The sequence below is a fragment of the Nocardia brasiliensis NBRC 14402 genome (assembly GCF_000308475.2).
GTDB lineage: Bacteria > Actinomycetota > Actinomycetes > Mycobacteriales > Mycobacteriaceae > Nocardia > Nocardia brasiliensis.
The window spans coordinates 79,258-100,925 of the sequence record NZ_BAFT02000098.1 but is presented as its reverse complement, the minus strand read 5'-3'; the positions used below and the strand labels follow the sequence as shown (position 1 = coordinate 100,925).

Annotated in this window: 21 protein-coding genes; 14 read left to right on the top strand and 7 right to left on the bottom strand. The window is 68.6% G+C overall.

The window, feature by feature from the left end:
- The first annotated feature begins 86 nt into the window (after positions 1-86).
- The 7 genes from TY25_RS42960 to TY25_RS32895 are packed head-to-tail and all read left to right on the top strand — an operon-like array spanning position 87 to position 6,550.
- On the top strand, positions 87-251 hold the full coding sequence (locus TY25_RS42960; protein ID WP_156055156.1) for a hypothetical protein: 165 nt from the start codon (positions 87-89) through the stop codon (positions 249-251).
- Positions 252-262: 11 nt separating this feature from the next.
- Positions 263-442: a hypothetical protein gene (locus TY25_RS32915; protein WP_041562616.1), complete on the top strand. Its 180-nt coding sequence runs from the start codon at positions 263-265 to the stop codon at positions 440-442.
- 16 nt (positions 443-458) lie between these two features.
- On the top strand, positions 459-638 hold the full coding sequence (locus tag TY25_RS32910; protein ID WP_042262820.1) for an FDLD family class I lanthipeptide: 180 nt from the start codon (positions 459-461) through the stop codon (positions 636-638).
- Positions 639-654: 16 nt separating this feature from the next.
- The gene (locus TY25_RS42955; RefSeq protein WP_156055155.1) at positions 655-822 is read left to right on the top strand and encodes a hypothetical protein; all 168 of its coding nucleotides are present in this window, start codon (positions 655-657) and stop codon (positions 820-822) included.
- A 14-nt stretch (positions 823-836) separates the two neighbouring features.
- Positions 837-2,150: a lanthionine synthetase C family protein gene (locus TY25_RS32905; RefSeq protein WP_052383355.1), complete on the top strand. Its 1,314-nt coding sequence runs from the start codon at positions 837-839 to the stop codon at positions 2,148-2,150.
- 14 nt (positions 2,151-2,164) lie between these two features.
- A complete protein-coding gene (locus TY25_RS32900; protein ID WP_052383354.1) occupies positions 2,165-3,424 on the top strand; it encodes a lanthionine synthetase C family protein in 1,260 nt (419 codons plus the stop codon).
- A 9-nt stretch (positions 3,425-3,433) separates the two neighbouring features.
- Positions 3,434-6,550, top strand: coding sequence for a lantibiotic dehydratase (locus TY25_RS32895; protein WP_042262819.1), 3,117 nt, complete (start codon positions 3,434-3,436; stop codon positions 6,548-6,550).
- Here the strand turns inward: TY25_RS32895 and TY25_RS32890 are convergent.
- From TY25_RS32890 to TY25_RS32875, 4 genes are all read right to left on the bottom strand, one after another.
- Complete coding sequence (locus tag TY25_RS32890) at positions 6,543-7,229, bottom strand: response regulator transcription factor (protein ID WP_146154010.1); 687 nt, start codon at positions 7,227-7,229, stop codon at positions 6,543-6,545. The two genes, TY25_RS32895 and TY25_RS32890, sit on opposite strands and share 8 nt — an antisense overlap.
- Positions 7,230-7,412: 183 nt before the next feature.
- Positions 7,413-10,967: a DNA polymerase III subunit alpha gene (dnaE, locus tag TY25_RS32885; RefSeq protein WP_201773740.1), complete on the bottom strand. Its 3,555-nt coding sequence runs from the start codon at positions 10,965-10,967 to the stop codon at positions 7,413-7,415.
- Between the two features lie 95 nt (positions 10,968-11,062).
- Positions 11,063-12,007: a LysR family transcriptional regulator gene (locus TY25_RS32880; protein ID WP_042262817.1), complete on the bottom strand. Its 945-nt coding sequence runs from the start codon at positions 12,005-12,007 to the stop codon at positions 11,063-11,065.
- 70 nt (positions 12,008-12,077) lie between these two features.
- Positions 12,078-12,851, bottom strand: coding sequence for an enoyl-CoA hydratase (locus tag TY25_RS32875; RefSeq protein ID WP_042262816.1), 774 nt, complete (start codon positions 12,849-12,851; stop codon positions 12,078-12,080).
- A gap of 155 nt (positions 12,852-13,006) precedes the next feature.
- Between TY25_RS32875 and TY25_RS32870 the strand changes: the two genes are divergently transcribed.
- Positions 13,007-13,750 carry a glutamine amidotransferase gene (locus TY25_RS32870; protein ID WP_042262812.1) on the top strand — a complete coding sequence of 248 codons (744 nt, stop codon included), beginning with the start codon at positions 13,007-13,009 and terminating at the stop codon, positions 13,748-13,750.
- A 7-nt stretch (positions 13,751-13,757) separates the two neighbouring features.
- On the opposite strand, the gene TY25_RS32865 is transcribed toward TY25_RS32870, so the two are convergent.
- Entirely contained in the window at positions 13,758-14,225 is a 468-nt protein-coding gene (locus TY25_RS32865) for a DUF6194 family protein (protein WP_042262809.1), read from the bottom strand.
- Positions 14,226-14,287: 62 nt separating this feature from the next.
- Here TY25_RS32865 and TY25_RS32860 point away from each other — a divergent pair, with 62 nt between their 5' ends.
- Positions 14,288-15,001, top strand: coding sequence for a MerR family transcriptional regulator (locus TY25_RS32860; protein ID WP_042263037.1), 714 nt, complete (start codon positions 14,288-14,290; stop codon positions 14,999-15,001).
- Positions 15,002-15,208: 207 nt separating this feature from the next.
- Here the strand turns inward: TY25_RS32860 and TY25_RS32855 are convergent, their stop codons facing one another.
- Positions 15,209-15,772 carry a TerD family protein gene (locus tag TY25_RS32855; RefSeq protein WP_042262807.1) on the bottom strand — a complete coding sequence of 188 codons (564 nt, stop codon included), beginning with the start codon at positions 15,770-15,772 and terminating at the stop codon, positions 15,209-15,211.
- Between the two features lie 164 nt (positions 15,773-15,936).
- Here TY25_RS32855 and TY25_RS32850 point away from each other — a divergent pair, with 164 nt between their 5' ends.
- The 4 genes from TY25_RS32850 to TY25_RS32840 are packed head-to-tail and all read left to right on the top strand — an operon-like array spanning position 15,937 to position 19,239.
- Positions 15,937-17,457 carry a MutS-related protein gene (locus tag TY25_RS32850; protein WP_042262805.1) on the top strand — a complete coding sequence of 507 codons (1,521 nt, stop codon included), beginning with the start codon at positions 15,937-15,939 and terminating at the stop codon, positions 17,455-17,457.
- A complete protein-coding gene (locus TY25_RS32845) occupies positions 17,454-18,734 on the top strand; it encodes a MutS-related protein (RefSeq protein WP_052383352.1) in 1,281 nt (426 codons plus the stop codon). The genes TY25_RS32850 and TY25_RS32845 overlap by 4 nt, the downstream gene beginning before the upstream one ends.
- Positions 18,735-18,745: 11 nt before the next feature.
- Positions 18,746-18,934, top strand: a complete 189-nt coding sequence (locus TY25_RS42095; protein ID WP_156055152.1) for a hypothetical protein — start codon at positions 18,746-18,748, stop codon at positions 18,932-18,934.
- Positions 18,935-18,990: 56 nt separating this feature from the next.
- Positions 18,991-19,239: a hypothetical protein gene (locus TY25_RS32840; protein ID WP_042262803.1), complete on the top strand. Its 249-nt coding sequence runs from the start codon at positions 18,991-18,993 to the stop codon at positions 19,237-19,239.
- Here TY25_RS32840 and TY25_RS32835 read toward each other — a convergent pair.
- Positions 19,202-19,789: a TetR/AcrR family transcriptional regulator gene (locus TY25_RS32835; protein ID WP_226887403.1), complete on the bottom strand. Its 588-nt coding sequence runs from the start codon at positions 19,787-19,789 to the stop codon at positions 19,202-19,204. The two genes, TY25_RS32840 and TY25_RS32835, sit on opposite strands and share 38 nt — an antisense overlap.
- 235 nt (positions 19,790-20,024) lie before the next feature.
- On the opposite strand from TY25_RS32835, the gene abc-f reads away from it, so the two are divergent.
- Positions 20,025-21,632, top strand: a complete 1,608-nt coding sequence (abc-f, locus tag TY25_RS32830; RefSeq protein WP_063602780.1) for a ribosomal protection-like ABC-F family protein — start codon at positions 20,025-20,027, stop codon at positions 21,630-21,632.
- Positions 21,633-21,668 lie beyond the last annotated feature (36 nt).

Here is a 21,668-nt window from a genome sequence, read left to right as displayed (position 1 = left end):
TGCTCTGTCGCCCAGGGATGCCTGTGCCGCACGGTGGGAGACGTGTATTCCACGGCGGTACTCGGGCCGACGCGAAAGGAAGCCAGATGAGCGCTCCGATAGACGAATTCGATCTCGATATCCGCCTCGGCGAGGTGCCGGCACCGGCGCCGCACGCTGCGCCGATGGTGATGCGCACAGCGGAAGGGACCTGTCCCTCCGACGACTGCAGTAGTTACCCGATGTGCAAGACCACCGAACGGACTTGCTGAAAGAAGGAACCATGTCCGCACCAGTTGACGATTTCGATCTCGATATCCGGATCGGCGACCCGAGCCGATTGCTCGACCCGGCCATGGCCGCGCGGACCTCGGATTTCGAGACGTGCGCCGATTCGCATTGCGCGACCTGCGGCTCCGCCTGCAATACCGAGCATCCGCCGCGCTGTACCAAGTACTGCTGACCCGGAGGAGAACGAAATGTCGGTGCCCGTAGACGAATTCGACCTGGACATCCGCATCGGCGATCCGACCCGTGTGGTCGAGCCGGGGATGGTGACGAAAACGACCGACGCCGAGTGGTGCAGCGATTCGCACTGCCCGACCTGCGGTACGACCTGTCCGACGCACCACGGCCCGCGGTGCACGGCCGACTGCTGATCATGAGGGAGACGAAATGTCTTATCCGGTAGACGAATTCGATCTCGACGTGCGGCTCGGTGAGCTGTCCGGGGCGGTGCCGGAGTACGTGACGGCGGCGGCCTATCCGCCGCCCACCACGGTGCACTGCCCGACCGACCGCAGTAGGTGTTGTCCGCTGCCCGGTGTCGATTTCGAGTACTGAGAGGAACCACCGGAATGGACGCGGACCGTGCGTCGGTGATCGTCGATGAACTCCACCCGGCCGGGCGGCCGTGGCGCAGCCTGTTGCCCGCCGACCTGGCGGCGTCGGCGATCGCGGTATCCGTGGAAGTCGGGAAGCGGCTGCGGGATACCGCATCGACGCCGGAGTCGGGCAGCGCGGGGTGCGCCGTGTTGTTCGACCAGCTGGATCGGCTGGGGCCGGACCACGGTTGGGCGGTGCATTCGCATGCCTGCCTGACCGCTGCCGCGCGCACCGCCGAACGGGCCGAGCGCGGACGGCTCGGCCTGTTCGGCGGCCTGTGCGAGGTGGCTTTCGCCGCTGACGCGTTGTCCCGCGACGGCACCCGCTATCGTCGGCTGCTCGACGACCTGGACGAGGTGATCGCGCGGGCGGCGGCCGCGCTCGGCACGACGATCGCCGCGCAACCCACTGGCCTGCCCTCGGCGGCGTTCGATGTGATCGCCGGCTTGGCCGGCGCCGGAGCCTATCTGCTGCGTCGTACGGGACGCGCGCGCATCGATGACGCGCTGTGCGAGGTGCTGGCGGGATTGACAGCTTTGTGCGGCACCCTCGATGGTGTCCCGAACTGGCACACGCTGCCCGCCGCGATGGTGCCGAACAGCCCGATGGCGCGAGCCTATCCCACCGGTGTGTTCAATTGCGGCCTGGCGCACGGTGTCCCGGGTCCACTGGCGGTGTTGGCGCTCGCCGAGTCGGCGGGTATCTCGGTCTCCGGCCAGCGGGCGGCGGTCGCACGGGTCGCGCACTGGTTGGCCGCGCAGCGCCACGACGACGCGTGGGGACCGAACTGGCCGACCGGGCTGGCGCTGCCGGACTCGACCGGCACGACGCCGACCGCCTACGGCCCCACGCACAACGCATGGTGTTACGGCAGTCCGGGCGTCGCGCGAGCGCTGTGGTCGGCGGGCGCGGCGCTGGCCGATCCGCAGCTCGGCGAGCTGGCGGTCGCCACCATGCGCGCGGTGTACCGCCGCACGCCGGACGCCCGGCGGATCGACGGTTCGCCCGGCCTGTGCCACGGCGTCGCCGGTCTGTTGCAGATCACCTTGCGTTTCGCCGCCGACACCGGGGATCCGGACTGTGTCGCCGCGGTACCCGCCTTGACCGCTCAGCTGCTCTCGATGTTCCAGCCGGAGCGCCGGTACGGCTATGTCTCGATCGCTGAAAACGGCCCCACCGCAGACGATCCCGGCCTGCTGGACGGTGCGGCGGGCGTCGCGCTCGCGCTGCTGGCCGCCGCCACCGACCTCCCACCTACGTGGGACCGAACCCTGCTGCTGTCTTGAACCGGGCCTCGACTATGACGTGGCAGAGCTTGCTGCCCGCAGCGATGGCGGAGCGGGCGGTCACGGTGGCGCGGGCGGTCGCGCGCCGCCTCGCGCCGCCGGAAAGCCTGCCTCCGTCGCCGGACCGGCCGGGTCTGCTGCGCGACGGCGCATCCGGTGCTGCCGGATGCGCGGTGCTGCTGAGCCGCTTCGACGGCCGCGACTGGGATCGCGCCGCCCACCGCTGCCTCACGGCGGCCGCGCGCGAGATGGCGGACGCCGAGGTCCGGCTGCCGGGCATGTTCGACGGGCTGACCGGGTTGGCCTTCAGCGCACTGCTGTTGTCACGCAACGGCACTCGCTATCAGCGCTTGCTGGCCGAGCTGGACCGCGGCATCGTGCGTGACGCGACGAGTCGTGCGGCGGTGCTGGCGCACGCCCGGCACGGTCTGCCGTTCGAATCGTTCGATCTCGTCTCCGGTATCACCGGTACGGGCGCATACCTGTTGCGGCGCAACGCCTATCCCGCTGCGCTGCGGGCGGCGCTGACTGGTCTGGTCGCGGTGTGCCGCTGGGAGCACGACCTGCCCAACTGGCACACGCCGGCCTGGAGCATCGCGCCGAAAACCCCGATGGCAGACTCTTTTCCCGGTGGCGTGCTGAACTGCGGTCTCGCCCACGGCGTGCCGGGACCGCTGGCGCTGCTCTCGCTGGCCGAGCTGTCGGGCATTTCCGTGGCCGGACAGCGGGAAGCGATCGCGATGGTCGGGCACTGGCTGGCCGCGCACCGCGCCGACGACGCGCACGGACCCAACTGGCCGACCGGTATCCCGCTGCCGGGTACCACGGCGATCGGGACGCGACCGCGCAATGCCTGGTGCTACGGCGGGCCCGGGGTTGCCCGCGCACTCTGGTTGGCGGGCAACGCGATCGACGCCGCCGAGCTACGGTCCCTCGCCGTCGACACGATGGTCGCGGCATCGAGCCGGTTCGCGGCGACGGCCGAGCCGGACCCGGCGCCCGCCCTCTGTCACGGCGTCGCGGGCCTGCTCCAGATCACGCTGCGCTTCGCGCACGATACGGGCGATCCGCGATTCGCCCGTGCCGCAGTCGAACTGACCGACCGGCTGCTCGCGGGGTACGACCCGGCGCACCGGTTCGGCTTCCGCTGCGCCGGCGAGCTGCCCGCGGATCGGCCCGGCCTGCTCGACGGCGCCGCGGGGATCGCGCTCGCCCTGCTCGCGGTGAGCACCGGCGCAGCGCCGGACTGGGATCGAATGCTGTTGCTGGCGTGAGGAGATGAGATGGCGACGACCGACTCGGACATGTACCGGCCACTGGACTGGCTGGTGGTCCGTACTCCGCTGCTGCCCCTCGGGGAGTATCTCGCGCTCGACGCCGATCCGGCGGCCGACTGGCCTGCCCGCACCGCTCCCGGCACACTGGTGCCCGCCGATCCCCGGGTCCAGCGGGCGCTCGCGGTGGGCGGCGGGGAGCTGTTGCGGGCCTTGGAACGTCCGTGCGCCGACGTTCGCGCACGGCAACGCCTGGCCGGAAAGCTCCAGCGGTACCTCATCCGGATGTCCAGCCGGCCCACCCCGTTCGGCATGTTCGCCGGGGTGGGTCTCGCGGGGTGGGGTCCGGCCACCGACCTCGAGCTGGCCGACGCACCCGCCGTGCTGCGGACCAGGCCGGACATGGGTTGGCTGCTCGACTTCGTGCAGACGCTGGAGCAGCGCGACGAGATCCGCGCGCAGCTGCGCCTGTGCGCCAACCCGTCCGCCTTCGTGCAGGCGGATCGGGTGTTTCTCAGCGAGCGCACCCCCATCGGGGAGGCCGCCGAATCGGGGCGCGCGATGTCGTTGCGCGCCACCACGCCGGTACGCCGGGCGCTGGCACGTGCGCGGACCCCGACGCGCTATCGCGATCTCGTGGACGAACTGGCCGCGGAACTCGACGCGAGCGCCGACCGAGTACGCGGTCTGCTGGACCAGCTGTGCGAACAGACCCTCTTGCTCACGGATCTGCGGCCACCGGTCACCGCCGCCGATCCGGCAGGCTATGTCGCCCGCCGCCTCGCCGAGATTCCCGCCGCGGGTGCGGCCGCGACCGCCCTCGGCGAGCTGCTCGAACAGCTCGCCGACTGGGATCGGCTCGACCACGATCAGGCCGCCGCCGGGTACCCGAAGCTGCTGGATCGAGCCCACTCGGTGCACGCGGTGGCGACGCCGAAAGGACCGTTCCAAACCGACATGAGCAGACCGTTCACCGGGCGGCAGGTGAATTCCGCGGTCGCGACCGAAGCTGTCCGTGCGGCCGAACTCACCATCCGGTTGAGTTCCTGGCCGGCCGGAACGGCCGAATTGGACAGTTACCGAGCGGCTTTCACCGAACGGTACGGTCCGGATCGGGAAGTGGGGCTGCTCGAACTGCTGGACCCGGAGATCGGACTCGGCGCACCGCGCAAGGCCGATAAAGGCGGGACCGACGACGAGCGACGGCAGGTGCGCCACCGCACGCTGACCGATCTGGCGCTCGATGCGATCAGAGAGCGCAAGTCCGTCGTCGAACTCGACCCCGCGACCATCGCGAAACTCGAACTGCAGTCGGCCGACCCGGCGAAAGTGCCTGCCTCGCTCGATCTTTCGTTGTTCGTGGTCGCGGATTCGGTGGCGGCGGTGGACGCGGGCGAGTTCCAGGTGGTGGTCGGTCCCAACCTCGGGGCCTCGACCGCGGGCCGGGTGCTCGGCCGCTTCGCCGACCTGATCGGACCGTCGGCCGAACAGGCGTTGCACGAGGCGGCGGCGGCCGAAGCGCGGTGCCGACCCGGGCGGCTGTGGGCCGAGGTCAGCTATCTGCCGCGACCCGGCCGGCTGGCGAATGTCACGATTCGCCCGCTGGCCCGCGAGTGGGAGTTGCCCTTCGACACCACGCCGGGCGCGCGGGCGGAGCGGGTGATTCCGTTGTCCGAGTTGGTGGTCGGGCTGCGCGACGGCCGATTCGTGGTGCGCTGGCCGCGTACCGGACAGGAGGTCGTCACCTGTGCCGGGCACATGCTCAACGCGCAGGTGGCGCCCGCGGTGGTGCGGTTTCTCGACGAGATCAACCGGGACGGCAGGCCGGTGCCGATGACCTTCGATTGGGGCCCGGCAACCGGGTTCCCGTTCCTGCCGCGGATGCAGGCCGGCCGGGTCGTGCTGGCGCCGGCGCGGTGGCGCCTGCCCGTCGACGACCTGGCGCCGAAGTCGGCGGCCTCGTTCGCGACCGCCTTCGCCGCGTGGCGGCAGCGCTGGCAGCCGCCGCGTCACCTGTATCTCGCGATGGCAGACCATCGTCTGCTGCTCGACCTGGACGTCCCGGATCAGGTCGAACAGATCCGGGACGAGGCCCGGCGCACGCCCGGCGGCAAGCTGTATCTGGAGGAGGCACTACCCGGGCCCGGGCACGCGTGGCTGCCCGGCCCCGACGGGCGCTACCTCAGTGAGCTGGTGGTGCCGCTGGTGCGCACCACCGTCGAATCAGAACCCGTTCGCGGGCAAGCGCATTCGGCTCCGTCGGGCACCTCGGCGGCGCGGTTGCGGCCGCCGGGCAGCGATTGGCTGTTCGCGAAGCTCTATCACGTGCCGACGTTCGAGGAGGATCTGCTCGCACAGCAGATCCGGTCCTTCTGCGCGCAAGCGGTCGCGGACGGGTCGGCCGACAACTGGTTCTTCCTGCGCTACACCGACCCCGATCCGCACCTGCGGATCCGCTGGCACGGCGACCCGGACCGGCTGACCGATCGGCTGGCGCCCGCGCTGTTGCGCTGGGGGTCGCGATTGGTCGCCGAAGGGTACTGCCGCAGAGTGTCGGTGGACACCTACGACCAGGAAGTGGAACGCTACGGCGGCCCGGCGGGGACCGCGGTGGCCGAGGACCTGTTCGCCGCCGACAGCGCGGCGGTGCTGGAGTTGCTCGCGCTGGTCGATCGGCGCGTCGTCACGCTGGACCGCACGCTGCTGGGGATGGTCACGGTGGACGACCTGGTCACCGCGTTCGACATGACCGAGGCCGAGCGGATCGACCTGTACCGGAACGGTGTGCTCGAGCGGCGCGCCACCGCGGACGAATACCGCAGGGAGAATGCGACATTCAGGTCACTGCTCGGCGATCGGCGTTGGCTGGCGAGTCAGCCCGGGGGTTCCGCTGTCGCGGAGATACTGGATCGTCGCCGAATTCTCCTGCAGGCAGCGGTATCCCGGCTCGACCTGCTCGCGGACCGGGGTGAACTCACCAGGTCGCGACCGGAACTGGTACGCAGTTTCGTGCACATGCACTGCAACCGGCTGCTCGGCTGCGGGCATCCACCGGAGCAGCGGGTGCTCGGATTGCTGTGGCGCACCAGGGAAAGCCTGCGGCATGCGCCGGTGGCGCTCAGCTGAGCGCCACCCCGAAGCCTGCCTCCCGTGCGCGCAGGATCGCATTCGCGCGATCGCACACCCCGAGCTTGAGAAAGATCGCCGACAGGTAGTTGCTCACCGTCTTGGAGGCCAGATGCAGCCGTCCCGCGATCGCCGCATTGGACAGGCCCGCAGCGACCAGTTCGAGCACCTCGCGTTCGCGGACGGTGAGGTCGGCGAACGCGACGACCTCCACCGTGGCCGGCTGCGCGGTGATCCGCGCCAGCGCCTCCGCGCTACCCGGGCTGAACACCGCCCATCCGGCGGCCGCGCCGGCCACCGCCCGGACGATGCCTTCCGCGGTGCTCGACTTGTCGACATAACCGCGCGCGCCCGCGTTGATCGCGGCCCGCACGGCGCCGTCGTCCTCGTCCATGCCGAACACCAGCACCGCCAGTCCCGGACAGGAGCGCAGGATATCGGTGATCACTCGGTGGGTCCGCTCCTGCGACAACAGCAGGCCGAGCACCACGACATCCGGTCGCTCGCGCAGCGCCTGCCGGGTCAGTTCGCTGACCGTCGCCGCCTCCCCGACAATGGTGAATTCGGCGACCGCGGCCAGCATCGACCGCAGACCCGCACGGACCACGGCGTGCTGGTCGGCCAGCACCACGGTGATCTGTGGAACCGGTGCTTCGGGCACCGAGTCGTCTGGTGCCACATGCCATCCGGTGCTCTGCGCCGACCGGAGCCGCCGGTGACCATTTCTCGTGTTCACGCCACCCCCGGACGGGTTCGAACGTCGGATGTCTCAACTGACTGAGAATGGCCGCCGCCGCCGCACAGGGGAAGATCTCGGACCGCTGGTCGAACCTCCTCGCGCCGATCCGACGGAGCGCGGCGTTCAGGTCAGGACTTTGACGCCCCGGACCGCGCGTAGCTCACCGAGCAGCGCCGGGCTGACCGTGACCGGGTAGTCCTCGATCGCCAGCATGGTCCGCCGCTGCCGGTAGCACAGCGCGAGATGCACCGGCGTGCCGCCCGGATGGGCGAGCAGCACCGACTTCAATTCCCGCACGCTGTCACGATCGGTGTTGCGGGCGTTGATCTCCAGTGTCAGGGGTGACTGCCGCCGGTGCTCGTCCAGGTGGGTCAGGTCCAGTGCGGCCAGGTGCGTGCCGAACAGCGCCAGTTTGTCCTCTCGCCAGTTCACCCGTCCCTCGACGACCACCACCGCGTCCACCATCAAGTCCGCCGCGAACAGGCTGTAGCTCTTCGGGAAGAACAGCACCTCCACGGCGGCGTCGAGGTCCTCTATCACCGCGATCGCCCAGCTCTCGCCCCTCTTGTTGACGCGTCGCTCCAGCGCCGAGATCATGCCCGCGATGGTGACGGTCCCGTCCCGCGGCGGATTGGCGAGCAGCGCCGCGATCGGCTTCGGGGCGTGCTTGCGCAACAGGTGATCGGCACCGTCGAGGGGGTGGCCCGAGACATACAGGCCCAGCATTTCGCGTTCCAGCGCGAGCAATTCGTCGCGCGGCCACTCCGGTGCGTCGAAACTCAGATGCGCCAGGGGAGACGATGATTCGGCCTCCGCGTCGCCGTCGCCGAACAGATCGAACTGGCCAAGCGCCTGCTGGCGCTTCAGTCCGGTGACGGCGTCCACCGCGTCCTCGTGGATATCGGCGAGCGCTTTGCGCGGGTGACCGAACGAATCGAACGCACCCGCCTTGATCAGCGATTCCAGCACGCGCTTGTTGCAGCAGACCAGCTCGGACTTCTCGACGAAATCCGCGAACGACGCGTATTTCCCTTTCCGCGTGCGGGTTTCGATGATCGACTCGACCACATTGGCGCCCACGTTGCGCACGCCGCCGAGCCCGAACCGGATATCGGTGCCCACCGCGGCGAACCGCAGCGAGGACTCGTTGACGTCCGGCGCCAGCACCTTGATGCCGAGCTGGCGGCATTCGGACAGATAGACGGCCGACTTGTCCTTGTTGTCGGCGACCGAAGTCATCAGTGCCGCCATGTATTCGGCGGGATAGTTGGCCTTGAGGTAGGCCGTCCAATAGCCGACCAGCGCATAGCCCGCCGCGTGCGATTTGTTGAACGCGTACCCGGCGAACGGGAGCACGGTGTCCCACAGGGCCTGTACCGCCTCGTCGGAGAAGCCGTTGTCCCGCATGCCCGCTCGGAAGCCCTCGAACTCTTTCTCCAGTACATCGAGCTTTTTCTTGCCCATCGCCCGGCGCAGCACATCCGCGCGGCCCATCGAGAACCCGGCGACCCGCTGCGCGATCTGCATGATCTGCTCCTGATACACGACCAGGCCATAGGTTTCGGCCAGGATGTCGCGCAGCGGCTCGGCGAGCTCGGCATGGATCGGCGCGATCTGCTGCCGGTCGTTCTTGCGGTCGGCGTAGTTGTTGTGCGTGTTCATCGCCATCGGTCCCGGCCGATACAGCGCGTTGACCGCGACGATGTCCTCGAATCCGGTGGGGATCAGCCGCCGGAGCAGATCGCGCATCGCGGCGCCGTCGAGCTGGAACACGCCCAGGCTCTCGCCGCGACCCAGCAGCGCATAGGTTTTCGCGTCGTCGGTGCCCAGTGTGTCGAGATCGACCGTCTCGCCGCGATTGGTCCGGATGTTGTCGATCGCGTCGCCGATCACGGTGAGATTGCGCAGGCCGAGGAAGTCCATCTTGAGCAGCCCGACGGCCTCGCAGGACGGGTAGTCCCAGCCGGTGATCATCGCGCCGTCCTCGCGCCGCCACAGCGGCACCACGTGCAACAGCGGTTCTGCGGACATGATCACCGCGCAGGCGTGCACGCCCGCATTGCGGATCAGCCCCTCGAGGCCGCGCGCGGTGTCCATGATGGTGGCGACGTCGCGATCGGTGTCGAGCAGCGCGCGTACCTCCGCCGCCTCCGGGTAGCGCTCGTGCGTCGGATCGGTGATACCGGACAGCGGAATATCTTTGGCGGCGACCGGCGGCGGCAGGGCCTTGGAGATGCGATCCGCGATCGCGAAACCGGCTTGGCCGTAATGCACCCGCGCCGAATCCTTGATGGCCGCTTTGGTTTTGATCTTGCCGAAGGTGATCACCTGCGCCACCCGGTCGGCCCCGTACTTCTCGGTCGCGTAGCGCACCATCTCGCCACGCCGGCGATCGTCGAAGTCCATGTCGATATCGGGCATGGACATGCGCTCGGGATTCAGGAACCGTTCGAACAGCAGGCCGTGCACGATCGGATCGAGGTTGGTGATGCCCATCGCATACGCCACCAGCGATCCGGCCGCCGACCCGCGTCCCGGGCCGACCCGAATGCCCTCGGCGCGTGCGTGTTCCATCAGATCGGCGGTGATCAGGAAGTACGCGGGAAAGCCCTTCTCGACGATGATGCCGATCTCGAATTCCGCCCGGTGCCGGTACTCCTCGGTGACGCCGCCGGGTAATCGCCGGGCGAGACCGCGCATGACCTCCGCGTGGAACCACGAGTTCACGTCGTGGCCAGGGGGCGGCGCGTAGACCGGCATCCGGTCCCGGTGTTGCCACACTTCGGCATAGGACTCGACCCGCTCGGCGATCGCGACGGTGTTGTCCGCCGCCCCGGGCACTTGCGTGTCCCAGTAGGCGCGCATCTCCTCGGCCGAACGCAGGTGGTAGCCGTCGCCGTCGAATTTGAACCGGGTCGGATCGTTCAGGGTCTTCCCGGCCTGCACGCAGAGCAGCGCGGCGTGGGCCTCGGCCTGATCCTTGCGCACGTAGTGCGAATCATTGGTGGCCAGCGGCGGCAGGTCGAGTTTGCGGCTGATCTCCAAGAGCCCGTCGCGCACCGATCGCTCGATCGGCAGGCCGTGATCCATCAATTCCACGAAAAAGCTGTCCCTGCCGAAGATGTCGCGATAGTCGGCGGCGGCCTGCAGCGCCTCGGCGTGCTGTCCCAGGCGCAGCCGGGTCTGTACTTCGCCCGAGGGGCACCCGGTCGTGGCGATGATTCCGGCGGCGTGCCGGGCGATCAGCTCACGGTCCATCCGCGGTTTGCGGTAGTAGCCCTCCATGCTCGCCAGCGAGGACAACGCGAACAGGTTGCGCAGGCCCTGCGCGGTGCGTGCGAGCATCGTCATGTGGGTGTACGCGCCGCCGCCCGAGACATCGCCGCCGATGCCCTCTCCGTTGGCGCCGCGCTGACCCGACTGGCCCCAGAACACCGGCTTCTTGTGCAGCCTGCTGCCGGGAGCGACATAGGCCTCGATGCCGATGACCGGTTTGATGCCGACTTTCGTGGCGTGCTGGTAGAACTCGTCCGCGCCGAACATGTTGCCGTGGTCGGTCATACCCACCGCGGTCATGCCGAGTCGGTCCGCCTCGTCGAACAACGGCTTGATCTTCGCCGCGCCGTCGAGCATCGAGTACTCGGTGTGCACGTGCAGGTGAACGAACGAAGACAACAGACGCCCTCCAAGGCTGCGACCCGGGTTCGGATCGCCCTATTCGAGCCGAGGGGGTGCGGGGCGTCAAACAATCGACAGGCGTTGCGGGACAACCATCAGTTGTCGGCCCAGCGTCCGGCGCCGGCTTCGGCCGGCGGCAGCCACTGGGTCCGCGGATCGAAGGGGCGGAACCCGGCCGCGACGTAGTCGGCGAGCTGGCGCAGCGCGGCGCGGTGGTTGTCGCGATGCCACAGCATCGAATGGGGGTAGCCGGGTGCGGGATCGACGACGGGAAGCTGCACGATCTCCGGATGCCAAGGGGCGCGCAGGCGTTCGCCGGTGAACACGTAATTGTCCGTGGTGCGGGCGATGTCGTCGAGCAGATGATCCAAGCCGAAGTCGGGGCCGGTGGTATCGATGGTGAGACCGAAAGTCCCGGCGAGATCGTCGTAATACCGGGCCCATTCGCTGCCCGGCACATTGCTCGGCATCCGGGCGATCGAATCCGCCAGTTCACGCAGGCGGACCTGACGGCGGGTCGCGAGGGGGTGCTTGCGGCCGACCAGGATGTGCAGCGGTTCGAAATAGGCGGGAATATGGGCGATCACGGGGTCGAGCGGACCGAGCGCGCGGGCGAACGCGACATCGATCGTGCCGTTGACGAGGGCGGGTAATCCGCTGCGCAGGCCGCTGGAGGTGATGATGTCGATCTCGAAATCGGGGTGGTCTACATGGAAGGATCTGATCAATTCCGTTGCCGCGAGCCGAGTTCCGAGCACATCCACGCGCAGCGGGCGCTCCCGCTCGCGCACCGCCGCGGTGGCCTGGTCGGCGAGCGCGAGCAAGGCTCGGGCCTGGGGCAGGAAGGCCGCGCCGACCTCGGTCAGGCCGGTCCCGGTGCGGGTGCGCTGCAGCAGTGTGGCGCCCAGTCCCGCTTCGAGTTTCGCGATGCGCTTGGAGATCGCCTGCTGGGTCAGTTTCAGTTGGTCTGCGGCGTCGCCGAAATGCTGATGATCGGCGATCGCGAGGAAGGCGCGCACGGCACCGAGGTCCAGTTCCACCCGGGGCTGTCCTTTCACAACTATCAGTTGTCGACAGCGGGCACGGTACGGCATTCGGCGGCAGCGGCGCTCAGTACCCGCGCCAAACCGGTGTGCGCTTCTCGAGGAACGCGTGCATGCCCTCCTGCGCGTCGCAGGTCATGGCGTTGGTCGCCATCACCTCACCCATCTGCTCGTAGGCCTGGGGTTGTGGCAGGTCGATCTGGTGGTAGAAGGCCTGTTTGCCGATGCGCAGCGTCGAAGGGCTGGCCTGTGCGATCGACTCGGCGAGTGCGGTGGTGCGTGCGGCCAGGGCGTCGGCGGGGACCACGTCGTTGATCAGGCCCCAGTCCGCGGCGGTCGGCGCGTCGATCACGGCGCCGGTCAGCAGCAGTTGCATGGCTCGTTTGCGGCCGATGGCTCGGCTCACCGCGACCATCGGCGTCGAGCAGAACAGGCCGATCCGGACGCCGGGCGTCCCGAAAACGGCGTCGGGAGTGGCGAGGGCGAGGTCGCAGGTGGCGACGAGCTGGCATCCCGCGGCGACGGCGGGCCCTTGCACGGACGCGAGCACCGGCTGCGGGATCTGCTGGATCGTCTGCATCAATTCGATACAGGCGGCGAAGAGGGCGCGTTCGTCGTCGAGCGAACGGTCCACCAGTTCGCCGAGATCGTGACCCGCGCAGAAGGCGCGGCCCGCCGCCCGGATCACCACCACGGCGATCTCGCTACTGCCGCCGAATTCCCGCACCGCGGCGGTGAGCTCGGCCATCATGTTGGCGGACAACGGGTTCCGCTGATCGGGACGGTTCAGCGTGAGATACCCGATCCGAGCTCGCTGCTCGGTCACAACGTAGCTGCTCATATCGGCATGTCTACCAGTCGGGCCGTCCGTCGGCGGCGCTTTCGCAGCGGCGGTCCCGGTCTGGAACGTGCTGCTGCGCCGGAGTCGCCGCCCGGTTCGAACACGCCGACAGTCGGGGGGCTCCCTTCCCGCCACCGGTCTTGCACAATCGGTGCATGCCCAAGCCTTTCCTGCTGCTGCAACTGCGGCCCGAGCGTGCGGCCGCGGATGACGAGTACCACGCCATCCTGCGGGCCGGTGAACTCGACGCCGGCGCGGTGGTGCGCGTGCGGATGGAGGAGGGCTTCCCCGATCTCACCCTCGACGACTACGCCGCGGTCATCGTCGGCGGCGGACCCAGCAATGTCGGTAATGCCGACGCCGAAAAGTACGACTATCAACGGCGCTTCGAGCCCGCGTTGAAGAAGCTGCTCACCGAGGTGGTCAGCCGTGACTTCCCCTACCTCGGAGCCTGCTACGGGCTCAGCGTGCTCGCGGATGTGCTGGGCGGCACGGTCAGCACCGAGAACTACGGCGAGACCGCGGGCGCGCAGACCATCGAACTGACCGACGAGGCCCGCGAAGACCCACTCCTCCAAGGGATTCCGCAGACCTTCCGGGCCTTCGTCGGTCACAAGGAGGCCTGCCAGGCGGTGCCGCCCGAGGCGGTGCTGCTCGCGGGTTCCGTCGACTGCCCGGTCCAGATGATCCGCGTTGCCAGCAATGTCTATGCCACCCAGTTCCACCCCGAACTGGATGGCGACGGCCTCGCCCTCCGCATCGAGATATACCGCCACGCAGGCTATTTCGATCCGGACGAGGCCGACTATCTCACCCGCCTCGGCCATCAGGAATCCATCACCGCACCCAAACAGATCCTGCGCCGCTTCGTCCTCCGCTACGGCGGCGCGGCGACCTGACCGGGGGCTATCCGACCGCTGTGCGTCGCGGGTATCGGGAACGCGCGCGGTCGTAGGCGGTGCGGAGGAGCCGGCGTGCCGAATCGCTGGTTCGGGCAGCAGGTTCGACGACAGAGATCCACGCCGCGGCGGCGTAGGTGGGGTGCGGAAGGAAGATGTCGGTGCTGCTGTAGTCGAGATCGGCGGGCACCTCGCGGGGCGGGTAGCCGAGGGTTTCGGTGAAGGTGTCCTTACCGACGGAAATGTTGAGGCGGAAGGCGTCCGGGCGGTTCAGGCGAGAGTTCTGATCGTCGGGATAGTCCTTGGTGACGATGGTGGCGAACGGCTGGGTGTTGGTCGGGACGACGCCGTCGGGGGAGTAGTAGAAGAACTTGTCGCCCCAGGCGATCTCCGGGGTGCCGTCGCCCGGACCCGGGGCCAGGACGAGGATGCCGTCGAGGCCGGTGAGCAGGTCGATGATCTCGTCTATCGTCATAGGTTCGAGCGTCTCATTCAAGTGCTTGTGTGGACCTGGGCCGCAGTGACGAGGAGTTCTGCGTGAAAAACCTCAACTCGCCGGTCATGCGCACCGCCGACGTCGCCCGCCGCGCGGGGTACTCGGTGCAGCAGATCCGCAATCTCGAACGCGACGGTGTGCTGCCGCCAGCCGAGCGCACCCCGACGGGACATCGGGTCTATCGCGAGGCACACCTGCACGCCGCGCTGGCCTATCGTGCGCTCGCCGCGGGTACGGGTACGGGTCCGGTGGCGGCCAAACAGATTCTCCGTACCGTGCACACCGGCCCCCTCGCCGAAGCCCTCGCCTTGCTCGACGCCGCACACGCCCGGCTGCACACCGAACGCATCGAACTCGCGCACGCCAAAGCGGCCGCCGATGCCATCGCCACCGAACCGATTGCGGCAGTGCGTGATTCCGACTCGATGACGGTATCCGAGCTGGCCGGTGCGCTGGGCGTCCGCGCGTCGACGCTGCGGTACTGGGACGCAGCAGGTCTGGTCGTCCCCGAGCGTGACCGAACCGCACGACGCTACACCCCGAGCCAGGTTCGTGACGCTCGCATCATCCACCAACTCCGGTGCGCCGGCTACCGAATCCCGCAGTTACGCAAGGTTCTTCCGGAGCTGCGGCGGGGCCACGACGCTGCCGACGTGCACGCTGCGCTCGCCGCCCGGGACGCTGCGCTCACCTCCCGTTCCCGCGCCCTGCTCGCTGCCGCCGCCTCCCTGCATCTGCTCGTTGCCGAGTCCTGAGAGGTTGTGGGTGAGTTCGGTTGGGGTTTCTTGCGTTTGGGCTTGTTGGCGGGCTTCCGATGGGTGACTTGCCCAGTGAGGTGTACCTGCCGCGGGAGTTGCATGCATGGTGCTGGGCGCGTCGTGTGCCGTACCCGGCTGTAGAGGTCTGTGGGCCTCCGACTCGCGTAGGAAACACGCCGCAGCTGAGCAGCGGCCGCAGCGCGGCTAGCCGTGGACGGTGGCGAGGAACTCGCGCACCAGCGGTACCGCTTCGGCGGGGTGCTCGGCTCGCATCGTCTCGCCGATCGATTCGAACTGCCACACCCCGTCGCTGCGGTACACCTTGCACATCACCAAGCCGGTGTGCGAGCCACCGGCGCTCAGGTCGTAGCGGGCGAGTTCGATGCCGGACACGCTGTCGATCAGGCGGCAGAACGCATTCTCGATCTGCTCGAAGGTCTGGCCCGTGTAGCAGGTCACGATGAACACCGCGGCGGTGATCTCGGGCGTCATCCTGGTCAGATCGACGGTGATGATCTCGTTGTCGCCCTTGCCCTCGCCGGTCGTGCTGTCGCCGAGATGGCGCACCGCGCCGTCGCGCGAGCTCAACTGTTCGTGGTACACGACATCGGCGATCTGATCGCCGGCGAAGAGCAGCGCGGATGCGTTGAGATCGATGTCCTTGCCGGGGGCGCCGAACCAGCGGCCCGGGCGGACCGGATCCCAGCCGAGCGCCATCGTCACGTAATCGAGGGCGGCGCCGTTTTCGTCGCGAAGCGTAGTGAACATCGGTGTCTCCCAACGTCGATCGGCCCGCCCCGCGTGCGCGGGCCGGGTTTGCCGACCAGACTTCCCGGCGCACCTACCCGTAAAGATGCCGTAAATATGCCCGTAAAGCAAATGAGTTAGGTGATATAAGCGGCTGATCACCGACGATGAGCGAGGGGGCATCGATGTCTCGATTCGGCAGCATCCTGTGGCCTGCGGGCAGCCGAGCGGCTCTGGCCGTCGACGCGCAGACAGTGCGGGACCTGAATCTCGAGGAAATCTTCACCATTGTGACCCGCGGGGATCCGATATTGGCGCGCTCTGTGCGCGCGCCGGTGGCCGATCTGGACACTGTGACGTTCCGGCAGGAGATATTTCGCGATCTCGGTCGCGCGGCGCTGCGGGCACCCTTCGAAGAATTCGCGACACAGCTGCGCATCGTGCACGCGTTCGCGACCGCGTCGGCCGAACAGCATCATCGCAGCACCGGACACCGGCTGTATCTCGATGCGGTGGTCGGCTACGGCAGCGCGCTGCGGGCGCTGAGTGTGGCGCTTTCGGCCGTGCCCGGCACTTCCCGAGGATTGCGGAGTTGGCAGACCTACCTCGAAACATACTTGGCCACCGATCAATTCGAGGAGCTGATGGCTGACGCGACGCGTGTCCGGGCCCGGCTCAACGCCGTCCGCTACACCATCTCCATCGACGGCCAGCAGGTGGCGGTGGCCCGGGACGACACCGCGCAGGACTACAGCGCGACCGTCGAGCAGGCCTTCGCGCCACTCGTGCACGGGTTCCGTCCCGATCCCGCGCCGCCGGAAATACTGTCCACCACAGTGCATTACGTGGAAGAGCAGATCGCCGACCGCGTCGCCGAATTGTTCCCGGCCGAATTCGCCGAGCTGGCGCAGTTCTGCGCCGCGCACCCCGAGTTCCTGGATCCCTCCGTCGAATCGTTCTATCAGGAACTGCGGTTCTATCTCTCCTTTCTCGAATTCGTGGATCATCTGACCGGCGAAGGGTTCACGTTCAGCAGTCCGCGGCTGACCGAGCGGTTCGAGGAGATCGCGGTGACCGGGGGCTACGATCTCGCGTTGGCGGTGCAGCTGCGTGGCGCCCGACAATCCGTGGTGCCCAATGATTTCCGGCTCAGCGGTAGCGAGCGGGTGCTGGTGGTGACCGGGCCGAACCAGGGCGGCAAGAGCACCTTCGCCCGCATGTTCGGTCAACTCGCCTATCTGGCGGCGCTCGGTTGCCCCGTGCCCGCGGCCAGTGCCACGCTCATGCTCGCCGACCGCCTGTCCACCCATTTCGAGCGCACCGAGAGCGTCGAGCACTCGGCGGGCAAGCTGCACGACGAGCTCACCGAGGTGCACGGCGCGATCCGCGCCTGCACCGCTCGCTCGCTGATCATCATGAACGAGACGTTCAGCTCGACCACCACGGCCGACGCGCTGCAGATCGGCGGTGCGGTACTGCGCCGCATCATCGAGCGGGGTGCGGTCGCGGTGTATGTCACGTTCCTCGACGAGCTGGCGAACCTGCACCCGGCCGTGGTCAGCATGGTGGCCGGGGTCGGTGACGATCCCACCACGCGCACATTCCGGATCGTGCGCAGACCTGCGGACGGCAAGGCGCACGCGGCCGCGATCGCGGATCTGTTCGGACTCGGTTACACCGCGATAGCGGAACGGATCGCGCGATGAGAGTCGGCCTGCTGGAACCGGATTCCGCCGGGGCGCACACGGTGCCGCACGGCGCGACGGTGGTGCGGGATCTCGAGCTCGCCATCGTGTTCGACGCCATGGCGGCCGGTGATCCGTTCCTGCGCGAGAGCGTCGAGTCGATCATGGTGCACGCGTCGACCGAACCGGCGACGATCAGGTATCGCCAGGAAGTGCTCGCCGATTGCCTCGCCGACCCGGCCGCGGTCCGCCGCCTGTACGCGCTGGCGGGCGCGAGCGAAAGCGTGCGCCGCTGGACGATCGGTCGTGGTGGTGCGCCGCGAGCCAAGCTGAATCTCTCGCTGGAACCGCTCGCCGAACTGCTCGGCCACCTCCGGCAGGTGCGTGCGGCGTGCGCGGCCCTGGGCCTGCGGTCGGCGGGTTTCGCGCGACTGTCGGCGCTGGTCACCTCGTCGTTCCGGGACGAAGTACTCGATGCGGTCGAATCGCACGTCGACGCACTGCATTTCGAGCACGGCATAGCACTGGGCGCCGGGCTCGGTACGGGGAACAAGCCGGCCGGCATCGTGTTGCACGAGCCACCGCGACCGGCACGGCGCGGCCTGTTCGGCGGCGATCGGCGCGCGCGGCACGGCTTCACCATCCCCGGCCAGGACGAGAAGGGGGCGGAGTACCTCGCCCGGCTGATCGGGCGCGGCCTGTATCCGGTGGCCGAAATCGTTTCGCACGCCACGGATCTGATCGCCGATTTCCTCCTATCGCTGCGCACCGAGCTGGCGTTCTATCTCGGCTGCGTGAACCTGCACGAGCGGTTGACGGCCTCGGGGTATCCGCTGTGTTTTCCCGAGCCGCTGCCGGTCGGCCGACCTGAGTTGCGCTGCCGGGAATTACGCGATCCCACCCTGGTCCTGTCCTCGGATACGCCGGTCGGTGCGAATACGGTCGACGGATCGGGGCGTTCGCTGATCCTCGTCACGGGCGCGAACAGCGGTGGCAAATCGACCTTCCTGCGCAGCGTCGGCCTCGCTCAGGTGCTGCTGCAAGCCGGAATGTTCGTGCTCGCGGACAGTTTCGCGGCGGATGTGCGGTCCGGCATCTTCACCCACTTCCGGACCCAGGACGACGCCACCATGACCTACGGGAGGCTGAAAGAGGAGCTGGCGCGGATCCGGGAGATCACCGATGCGATCCGGCCCCCGCCCTGCTGCTGTGCAACGAGCCATTCGCGTCCACGAACGAGCGGGAAGGAACCCAGATCGGCGGGCCGATCCTGCGGGCGCTGCACGATGCCGGCGTGAAAATCGTTTGCGTGACCCATCTTTACGATCTGGCCCGGGAGTTCCACGACGGGCAGACCGGGGCCGAGCTGTTCTTGCGGGCCGAACGGTTGCCGGACGGCACACGCACCTTCCGCGTGGTCGAAGGCGAGCCGGTGGCCACGAGCCACGGCGGTGACGTGTTCCGCCGCGTCTTCGGCGACGACCGGATGTCGGTGTAGCGCACTATGGACGGGAGGCGTCACGGATTCCCCGCGACGCGGATGGAGGCGGTCTCATGTCGGATACCAACAAGCGCAATCTCCTCTACTTCGAAAGTCCGTCCATGCGTGGGCTGTACGAGGCGATCGACGAGTGGCAGCAGTCCGCCGAGCGACGGCTGCTCTCGCTCAGCATCCAGCGCGACGGTGACAATTACTGCTGTATCGCGCTGACCAATCCGTCCGAGGTCGTGATCACCAGCCCCGACGGGCACAATCACGCCAACGTCAGTCGGTTCGGGACGTTGGCCGTCGACGCGGTTTAACCGCCGCCCTTTCGGTTCCGGTGAACGCGCCCGCGCGCGCGGCGAGCGCGGCGGTCGCCGCGGCGTGGGCGGGCAGGCCCGGATCGGGCGGGGTGCGCAGCAATATCAGCTGGTGGTAGAGCGGCGCGGTCGCGGCGATCAGTAAGGCGCGGGCGTCGACGCCGGGGTCGAGTTCGCCGCGCCGGACCGCGCGTTCGACGACGATCTCCGATTGGGTGTACCGGCCCTCCCAGAGTTGCCGCAGGGCGTCGGCGGCTGCCGCGGACCGGAACGAGACCGCGATCAGCGCCTCCGCGATGGAGGATTCCTCGGTCAATGAGTCCTGGATCTCCTGGTTCAGTGCGGTCAGGTCACCGTGCAGGGTGCCGGTGTCACGCGGGTGCCAGTCGAGATCGCTCGCCGCGGCGAAGACGTCGGTGATCAGTCCGGCCACATCGCGCCAGCGGCGATACACCGTGGTGCGATGCACGCCCGCGCGCGCGGCGACGGTGTCGACCGTGAGCGCGTCGTAGCCGTGCTCGGTCAGTTCGGCGCGCACCGCGTCGAGCACCTGATCTCGGATGCGCGCGGTACGGCCGCCCGGGCGCGGCCGAGGCGAGGAATCAGCTGGGGGTGACGAGGCAAGAGGCAATGTCGATGATCCGGTTGCTCTAGGGGGAGAAGCTGTGGCACCATATTAACGCAACATTCGTCGCACTAGTGAGGTAGGCCGATGGTCATTCGAAGTGTTCACCCGGTCCTGCGGTGCTCGGTCACCGCGTCCTCGAATGCTTCGGAGTGTGCCCATGCCAACCCAGATCACCGCGCACGCGGTCACCAAGTCCTTCCACGGCCGTCGCGTACTCGATGAGGTGACCTGTGTGCTCGCCGCGGGCGAGCGCACCGGGATCATCGGCGAGAACGGCTCCGGCAAGACCACCCTGCTGCGGCTGCTCGCCGGCCGGGAACAACCCGACGAGGGCGAGATCGTCGTCCACGCCGACGGCGGCATCGGCTACCTCGCGCAGGACGAATACCTGCCACCACAGCTGACCGTGCAACAGGTCATCGACCGCGCCCTGGGTGAACTCCGTGCGATCGAGCACCGGATGCGCCGGCTCGAGTCCGCGATGGGCTCCGGCGACGAATCGGGGCTGGCCGAATACGGCGAGCTGACCACGGTTTTCGAACTTCGCGGCGGCTACGACGCGGACGCGCGGGTGGAACGGGCGCTGCACGGCCTCGGTCTCGGACTCGTCCGGCACGAACGCACCGTCGGCGAACTGTCCGGCGGCGAACAGGTCCGGTTGCGCCTGGCCGCGGTGCTGGCCGCCGGATCGGAAGTACTGCTGCTGGACGAGCCGACCAACCACCTCGACGACGACGCCCTGACCTGGCTGGAAGACCATCTGCGCACCCGGCGCGGGACCACCGTGACGGTGTCGCACGACCGGACCTTCCTGGAACGGGTCGCTACCACCCTGCTCGAGGTCGATGCGGACCGGCGGCGCGTCGTCCGCTACGGCAACGGCTACGCGGGCTACCTGGCCGAGAAGGCGGCGGCGCGGGCACGCTGGGTGCAAGCCCACGTGCAGTGGCAGGCCGATGCCGATCGGCTGCGTGAGTTCGCCGCCACCACCGCGCGTCGCGTCGCCCCGGGCCGGGCGATGAAGGACAACAACAAGATGAGCTACGACCGGGCCGGCGGCCGGGTCCAGCAATCACTGGCGAGCCGGGTCCGCAACGCCGAGGAACGGTTGCGCCGGCACCTCGCCGAACCGGTACCGGCGCCGCCGGAACCGTTGCGCTTCCGGCCCGCACTGCACGCGGGACGAATTCAGGGCGCGGTGCTCGAGGCCACGGACGTCGCGGTCGAGGGCAGGCTGGAACGGATCGGTGTCACGGTGGCGGCGGGGGAGCGCTTGCTGATCACCGGGCCGAACGGGGCGGGCAAGTCCACGCTGCTGCGGGTGCTGGCCGGCACGCTCGCGCCGGATCGCGGCACGGTGCTGCGGCGCGGCCGGGTCGGATATCTCGCGCAGGAACCGCCGCCCGCCGCGCCCGGCGAGACACTGCTCGCCGCCTTCGGCCGGGGGCGCGGCGGCGGGGCCGATCAGCACGCCGAGGTGTTGATGTCGCTCGGCCTGTTCGACCGCACCCGGCTCTCGGCTCGGGTGGCGGATCTGTCTACCGGGCAGCGGCAGCGACTCGCGTTGGCGCGCTTGGTCACCGAGCCCGTCGACGCGTTGCTGCTCGACGAACCCACCAACCACCTGTCACCAGGCCTGATCGAGGAGTTGGAGGCAGCCTTGGCCGACTACCGTGGCGCGCTCGTGATCGTCAGCCATGATCGGCGGCTGCGAGCGCGCTGGCATGGCGCGCACCTCGCCCTGCGGACCTGCGTCTCCGTCTGATCAACCGATTACCCACGCACCGAAGGAGTTCCACCG